The organism is Mesorhizobium sp. M0983, from assembly GCF_040318975.1.
Lineage (GTDB): Bacteria > Pseudomonadota > Alphaproteobacteria > Rhizobiales > Rhizobiaceae > Mesorhizobium.
In genome coordinates, this window is the sequence record NZ_JAMYNH010000017.1 from 109,437 (window position 1) to 115,969 (window position 6,533).

Consider the following 6,533-nt stretch of genomic DNA (forward strand, 5'->3'; position numbering starts at 1 on the left):
ACGATCGCCAGGATAATGGTCCGGCTCTCTGTTCCCGGACCACAGTCGCGGTGCTATTTACTCTATGTGACGTCAACATGGCAAAGTGCTGCCGATCACAATGTGGAAGCAGCAGCACAATGCAAAGCAGCGTGCATGGTTGCAGGGCAGCAGGCACAATTGCACAGCAGCAGGTCAAGACCGCCTGCTCCAACAGCGAAATGGAACCATCATGCCGATCCTGAACCGAGCCGCCGAAATGCAGGATGAGGTGGCCGGCTGGCGCCGCCATTTGCATCAGACGCCGGAGCTGAATTTCGACGTCTTCAAGACCGCCGCCTTCGTCACCGAGAAGCTGAAGGCTTTCGGCTGCGACGACATCGTGACGGGTTTGGGCAAGACCGGCGTCGTCGGCATCATCCGCGGCCGCCACGGCGAAGGCTCGACGATCGGCCTGCGCGCCGACATGGACGCCCTGCCGCTCAACGAGATCAGCGGCAAATCCTATGCCTCGACCGTCCCGGGCAAGATGCACGCCTGTGGCCATGACGGCCACACCGCGATGCTTTTGGGTGCCGCCAAATACCTCGCCGAAACACGCAATTTCGCCGGCTCCGTCGCGGTTATCTTCCAGCCGGCCGAAGAGGGCGGCGGCGGCGGCAACGAGATGGTCAAGGACGGCATGATGGAGCGCTTCGGCATCTCCAAGGTGTTCGGCATGCACAACATGCCGGGCCTGCCGGTCGGCCAGTTCGCCATCAGGCCGGGTCCGATCATGGCGGCGACCGCCGAATTCACCATCACCGTCAAGGGCCGGGGCGGCCACGCGGCGATGCCGCACGGCACCATCGATCCGATCGTCATCACCAGCCAGCTTGTCGGCGCATTGCAGACGATCGTCTCGCGCAGCACCGATCCGGTCGAGGCGGTGGTCGTCTCGGTGACGAAATTCCATGCCGGCGACGCCTATAACATCATTCCCGAGAGCGCCGAGATCGCCGGCACCGTACGCACGCTGAAGAAGGAGGTCGCCAAGAAGGCTGAAGAGCGCATCCGCGCGCTTTGCCAAGGCGTGGGCGCTGCCTTCGGCGCGACAATCGAGGTTGATTACAATGCCAACTACCCCGTCACCTTCAACCATCCGGAAGAGACGGTCTTTGCCAGCGACATCGCGGCCGACGTCGCCGGCGACAGCCATGTGCACCGCGCCATCCAGCCGGTGATGGGCGGCGAGGATTTCTCCTACATGCTGGAAGCGCGGCCGGGCGCCTTCATCTTCATCGGCAATGGCGATACCGCCGGCCTGCACAACCCGGCCTACGACTTCAACGACGAGGTCATCCCGCACGGCATGAGCTATTGGGTGAAGCTGGCGGAGACGGCGCTGGCGGCGTAGCCGTTCGGCATCGGCGGTGCGGCGACCGCCGCACCTCTGGGCGGTAAAATCGGGCAGGACATGTTCTGCTGGTCACTTCCGGCCGGACGACTTCCGGGCAAGGCCGAAGGCAATGCCCAGAGCAATACCTATACCAATGCCCGCAACAATGTTGTCCAACACGACGCCGATGGCCACGCCGATCACGACGCCGAGTGTGAGGTGTTTGGCATCCATTATGCCCGGTCATGTAGCGTGGAAGGGAAGAGCCGCAACCGCTACGGTCCGCTCTTCGGATCCTCGACCTCCAGCGCCTCCATAACCGGCGCCAGCTCATTGTCGTCGGCAGCCTGCGGCTCTTCGCCTGTCCTTGCCTTCTTCAGGGCTGCCTCGATCGCCTCCTGGATGTTGCCGAGCTCGTCTTCGCGAACCTCGTGGCCGTAGCCGGCAGCATCGGCATCCTGCTCGAATTGCTGCGCCAGGACGGCGACGCTCACCTCGCTCTCGGCCGGCAGATTGCCGACATTCTCCTGCAGCCAGGTTTCAAAGAACTCTTTTGTGGCGCTCATGCGGTGTCTCCTTCGGGACACTAAAGCGCGCCGGCATCCCGAAAGTTCCGCTATCTTAACCGTCTTTGCACCGCTCGCCATGTCGGCTACGCAGGAACCCGCCGCTTCAACCAATCGACCATTAGCGTGGTGACTTCGCCCGGCTTCTCCTGCTGTGACCAATGTCCACAGCCGGCGACCACATGTTTTTCGAGATCGGCGATGTGGGCGTCCATCATCGCTGGAGATAACACGACGTCGTCCTCAGCGCCGATCATGAGCGAAGGCACTTTTATCGTCTGGTCGACATTCAAGCCGGCTCTCCAATTGCGGGACAAGTTGCGGTACCAGTTGATGCCCGGCGTGAAACCGGTGCGCCCGAAGCTCTCGGCATAGAAAGCAAGCTCGTCTGGCGTCAGGATCAGCTCGCCGGGCAGCGTCTTCGGCTCCGGCTGCGAGAGCGCCTGTAGGAATGTCATGTGTCGGGCCTGCGGCGGCAGCTTGGCGTATTGCGCGGCGGTGATAACACCCTTGCGCATATTGCTCCTGAACACCCGCGCCACGTCGTGCGCCATCAAACGGTCCGCGAGATCACCATCTTCGAACATCAGCACATACATGTCGGGATTGTAGACTTCGCGCATCTGCGCGATCGGGTCTTTTGCCGGGTTGGCCACGAACGGCTTGTCCGGGGCGGTCAGCCCCTTGGTGAGGCTCGGATGCAGCCACAGCATTTCATGGGGAATGAATGGCGTGTTGACACCGATGACGCCAGTGACCCGGCTCTGATGCAAAAGCGGCATCTGCCATGCGACCAGGCCGCCCCAGTCATGGCCCGCGAACACGGCCTTTTCGACGCCGAGAGCATCGAGGAGACCGACGAGATCGCCGGTCAGGTGGACCATGTCATAATCCTCGACCTTGGACGGCCGGTCGGTCAGACCATATCCGCGCTGGTCGGGAACAATGACGTGGTAGCCGGCGGCCGCGAGCGGCGCGATCTGGTGACGCCAGGAAAAGGCGAGTTCGGGAAAGCCGTGCAGCAAAACAACCGCCGGTCCCTTGCCGGCTTCATAAACAGCCATATCGATGCCGTTGGAGCGAACGTATCGGACCGGCGGCATGGCCGGCGACGCGCCAAAGACCGGCAGGCAAGGCGCAAGAAGACTGCCGGCGGTGCCGAGAAGCACCGCCCTGCGGGAAAAGGTGATCATGGCAGAAGTTTCCTTAGCTGCTCGAATTCTGATCGAATGACGGCCGGGCAGGCCGAGACGTCTCGGCCGGCGCGGATCAGCACGAGAATGCCTTGGTAGAGAAGCAGAAGCCTGACGACGTGGAGATCGACCTGCCCTCCACCGATCTGGCGCTCCACGACCTGCCGGATGGCGGCTTCCAGCACGGCGAAGCCTTCCGCGAGACCTTCCGAGGCGACCGACGGTTGCGCACCGAACTCGACAGCAGCGTTCGTTAACAAACAGCCGAGGTCGCCGGATTCCGGGGCGGGCAGCAACAACGACAGGAACAACTGTTCCAAACCATCCAGATCGCTTGCTTCGCCGATGTAGGTCTCGATACGGTGTCGGATGACGGCATCGATATAGTGGCCGAAGGCCGCCCGATAGAGACCTTCCTTGTCGCCAAAGGCATTGTAGATCGAGCCAGACGTCAGGCCGGTGGCATCGCTCAGATCCTTGATCGAAATTCCCGCGAAACCGGCCCGTCGAAACGCGTTCATCGCGTCACCCAGCACAGTGGCTTCGTCAAATAGTCGCGGTCTGGTCATGGAGCAACCCAATGTAAAATGATCATTCTAGAATGAGCATTTTACATCGCCAGTCAAGCGACTCTTTTTGCAAAGACAGCTCGATGGGCACACAGGCACGCCAACGATGCCAGGTTGCATCGCGATCTCCCGGAGCTTGGCCCCTCTGTGAGATTAAAAACCAGGCGGCGTTGGCGCCGCCTGGCCCGGCTGCTTACTGGCTGGCAGCGGTCGTCGGTTCGCACGACACGTTCGGGTTCATGTCGGCGAACGCGCCGGTCGGGTTGCCCTTCCAGGCCCAGACATGCAGCTCGTAAAACGGGCCGAGGCCATAGCGGTTGGGCGCGCTGTTGAAGTTGAACAGATGCCCATCGAGCGAGGCCGGGCCTTTCGAGGTGATGTATTCGACCGCGATCAGTTTTAGCGTGCCGTCGGCCATCGGCTCATACATCACCGCTTCGGGCTTGGCGACATCGACCGCGTCGTCCTTGAGGTAGCCGGGATTGACGTAGTGGATGCCCATGGCGCCGCCGGTGATGCCGCTGGCGCAGGGGATCGGCGCATAGCCCTCGGCGGTCGCCGCCGCCACATTCTCGAAGCGGCTGTTGGCGGCGCGTACCTTGTCGGCCAGCGGATTGGGACCGGACGCGGGCGCTGCCTGATGCGCCTGCGCCAATGCAGTGCAGGCCGACAGCAGCGCCGCGGCAGCGAGGAATTTGTTGCGAAAGTTGATTGTCATAGTCATTCCATTCTTCTTGAAAAGCACAGCCCGGCCGGCCGCCGGAAGTAAGGAGGTCCGGCAGGTGGGCGCTGTGGCTGTTGTTGCTGGGAGATCCCTGTCCCGATGCGACGAATGCAGGGGAAGATCATCCCTTCGGCAGATACGGGATGGTTCCGGCCAGATCGGAGTTGTCGATCAGCTGGAAACGGCTGTCGCTGCCGCCCTGACGGGCCGAAACGAAGGGTGCGTAGGCGGGATCGTCGGTGAAGGCGCGCGCCGCGGCCTCGGTCGGGAACGCCATCAAGGCAATCAGCGTCGTGTCGAGCGGCTTGCCTTCGAGCGTCTTCACATTGCCGCTGCGCGACAGATATCTGCCGCCGTGCTTGTGAACGAGGTCGTGGACCGACGCGGCATAGGCCGGCATCCACTTCGGGTCCCTCACCTTGATGTCTGCGATAACGTAAGCGGTCATGGGTCATGTCTCCTGGTCGTGCACAGGGGTATCCCGTGCAGCGGCAGAGGGGTCGCATGGCAAGGCCGGCGCCAGCCAGTCCGCGATCTGTACTGGTGCGGCGAATTCGAAATTCGCATTCACTTTGGAGCAACGCAGCGAGCGAATTTCGGATTCAAAAGCCACACCAGCAAGTGCTTGGATTTCCAGTGTGGTTTTGGATTTGAAGTTCCTAACGCTGATGCCACCCAGAAAGCAGGAACTTCAAATCCACCACACTTGGGCCGGTACAGTTTCTGTACTCGCCGCACCGCTGGGAAAGGCCTATGCTCCCGGCTGAGTTTGAGGGGAAGGCAACATCATGACCCAGGCCGGATACAAGCAGTTCTGCCCGTTATCGATGGCCGCGGAGGTGCTGTGCACCCGCTGGACCATGGTTCTGCTTCGCGAATTGGTGGCGGGCTCGACCCGTTTCAACGATCTGCGCCGCGGCGTCCCCAAAATGTCGCCGACCCTTCTGTCGCAACGGCTCAAGGAGCTCGAGCTGGCCGGGATCGTCGAGCGCAAGGAGGTGCGCGGCGAGAAAGGCATCTTCGAATACCGGATGACCGAGGCAGGCAGGGATCTGCGGTCCGTCGTCGAGGCGATGGGCTTTTGGGGGCAGAAATGGGTCGAGTCGCGGCTGTCGCTGAAGAACCTCGATCCGTCGCTGCTGATGTGGGACATGCGGCGCAATCTAAACGCGTCGCCGCTGCCCGACGGGCGCACGGTGATACAATTTCTGTACCAGGAGCTCCCCGCCTCCAAACGGTCGTGGTGGCTGATCGTCGAGAAGCACGGCGAGGTCGACCTCTGCTGGTACGATCCGGGGTTCGATGTCGATCTCTACGTCTCGACCGACCTGCACACCATGACCGAAATCTGGATGGGGCTGATCACCGTCGAGAAGGCCGGGCCGAAAGTCATTCTGACGGGCGATCAGGATATCGCCCGCAAAATGCAGACTTGGCTGGGCCTGAGCCCGTTCGCTGTCGAACCCAAGCGAGCAGCCTAGCTGCCTCTTGGCGAAACGATCCGAAGCGGTTATGTGTCGGGCGCGATGGTCCCGTAGCTCAGTAGGATAGAGCGGCAGATTCCTAATCTGTAGGTCACAGGTTCGATTCCTGTCGGGATCACCAGCAAATTCAAGGCTTTAAGTCCCTTTGCCGGTCACTCCATGTCGCGCTCATGTTGCAACTGGCTTTGCTTGATTTCCAACGGTTTCCTCTGACACTCGGCATGTTAACGCGACATGAAACGCGACATAGGAGGGAAACAATGTTTGCAGAAATTGAGATTAAGACCGTGGCTAAACCGCCGAGAAATCACGGGTGAGATCGGCAGGACGAATTTCGCCCTCCGAAGGCAGGGGTCACAGGTTCGAATCCTGTCGGGTGCGCGAGTAAACTTTTGATTTCGATAGTGTCCTGAAGGTTCTGCAAAAAGTTTTGGAGAGAGAACGGCGCTTGCTCTGAAGGGCGAGCGGCCATGGCACGGTGGTGACGTTGCAATCACCGATTCCCGTGGAAGGGGAAGTGCCATGACCAATCGAGAAGTTAAACTGAGCAGGGGCGAGTTGAAAGCGTTGCTGCTGTCGGATGAGGACGGCTTTCGCCAGGTATTGCAGACTGTCGTGCAGGAGGCTCTGGAAGCCGAGA

Annotated in this window: 8 protein-coding genes and 1 tRNA gene; 3 read left to right on the forward strand and 6 right to left on the reverse strand. The window is 61.0% G+C overall.

All coding sequences use genetic code 11. The features are described from left to right. Nucleotides 1-211: 211 nt before the first annotated feature. On the forward strand, nucleotides 212-1,375 hold the full coding sequence (locus tag NKH71_RS25450; protein WP_352789577.1) for a M20 aminoacylase family protein: 1,164 nt from the start codon (nucleotides 212-214) through the stop codon (nucleotides 1,373-1,375). Nucleotides 1,376-1,447: 72 nt separating this feature from the next. Here the strand turns inward: NKH71_RS25450 and NKH71_RS25455 are convergent, their stop codons facing one another. The 6 genes from NKH71_RS25455 to NKH71_RS25480 all read right to left on the reverse strand — a co-directional run bounded on the left by NKH71_RS25455 (nucleotide 1,448) and on the right by NKH71_RS25480 (nucleotide 4,857). Continuing rightward, entirely contained in the window at nucleotides 1,448-1,591 is a 144-nt protein-coding gene (locus NKH71_RS25455; protein ID WP_198023575.1) for a glycine zipper domain-containing protein, read from the reverse strand. A gap of 41 nt (nucleotides 1,592-1,632) precedes the next feature. Then, nucleotides 1,633-1,923, reverse strand: coding sequence for a DUF768 domain-containing protein (locus NKH71_RS25460; protein ID WP_023722345.1), 291 nt, complete (start codon nucleotides 1,921-1,923; stop codon nucleotides 1,633-1,635). 86 nt (nucleotides 1,924-2,009) lie between these two features. Then, nucleotides 2,010-3,026 (reverse strand): alpha/beta fold hydrolase, encoded by a 1,017-nt coding sequence (locus NKH71_RS25465; protein ID WP_352789586.1) that lies wholly within the window; start codon nucleotides 3,024-3,026, stop codon nucleotides 2,010-2,012. Nucleotides 3,027-3,112: 86 nt separating this feature from the next. Then, nucleotides 3,113-3,685 carry a TetR/AcrR family transcriptional regulator gene (locus NKH71_RS25470; protein WP_023722343.1) on the reverse strand — a complete coding sequence of 191 codons (573 nt, stop codon included), beginning with the start codon at nucleotides 3,683-3,685 and terminating at the stop codon, nucleotides 3,113-3,115. A gap of 193 nt (nucleotides 3,686-3,878) precedes the next feature. Further along, nucleotides 3,879-4,403, reverse strand: coding sequence for a hypothetical protein (locus NKH71_RS25475; protein ID WP_502896926.1), 525 nt, complete (start codon nucleotides 4,401-4,403; stop codon nucleotides 3,879-3,881). Between the two features lie 127 nt (nucleotides 4,404-4,530). Then, a complete protein-coding gene (locus tag NKH71_RS25480) occupies nucleotides 4,531-4,857 on the reverse strand; it encodes a DUF1330 domain-containing protein (RefSeq protein WP_023677873.1) in 327 nt (108 codons plus the stop codon). 340 nt (nucleotides 4,858-5,197) lie between these two features. Here NKH71_RS25480 and NKH71_RS25485 point away from each other — a divergent pair, with 340 nt between their 5' ends. Continuing rightward, on the forward strand, nucleotides 5,198-5,890 hold the full coding sequence (locus NKH71_RS25485) for a winged helix-turn-helix transcriptional regulator (protein ID WP_023722341.1): 693 nt from the start codon (nucleotides 5,198-5,200) through the stop codon (nucleotides 5,888-5,890). 47 nt (nucleotides 5,891-5,937) lie between these two features. Beyond that, nucleotides 5,938-6,014 (forward strand) — tRNA-Arg (locus tag NKH71_RS25490). The last annotated feature ends 519 nt before the right edge of the window (nucleotides 6,015-6,533 follow it).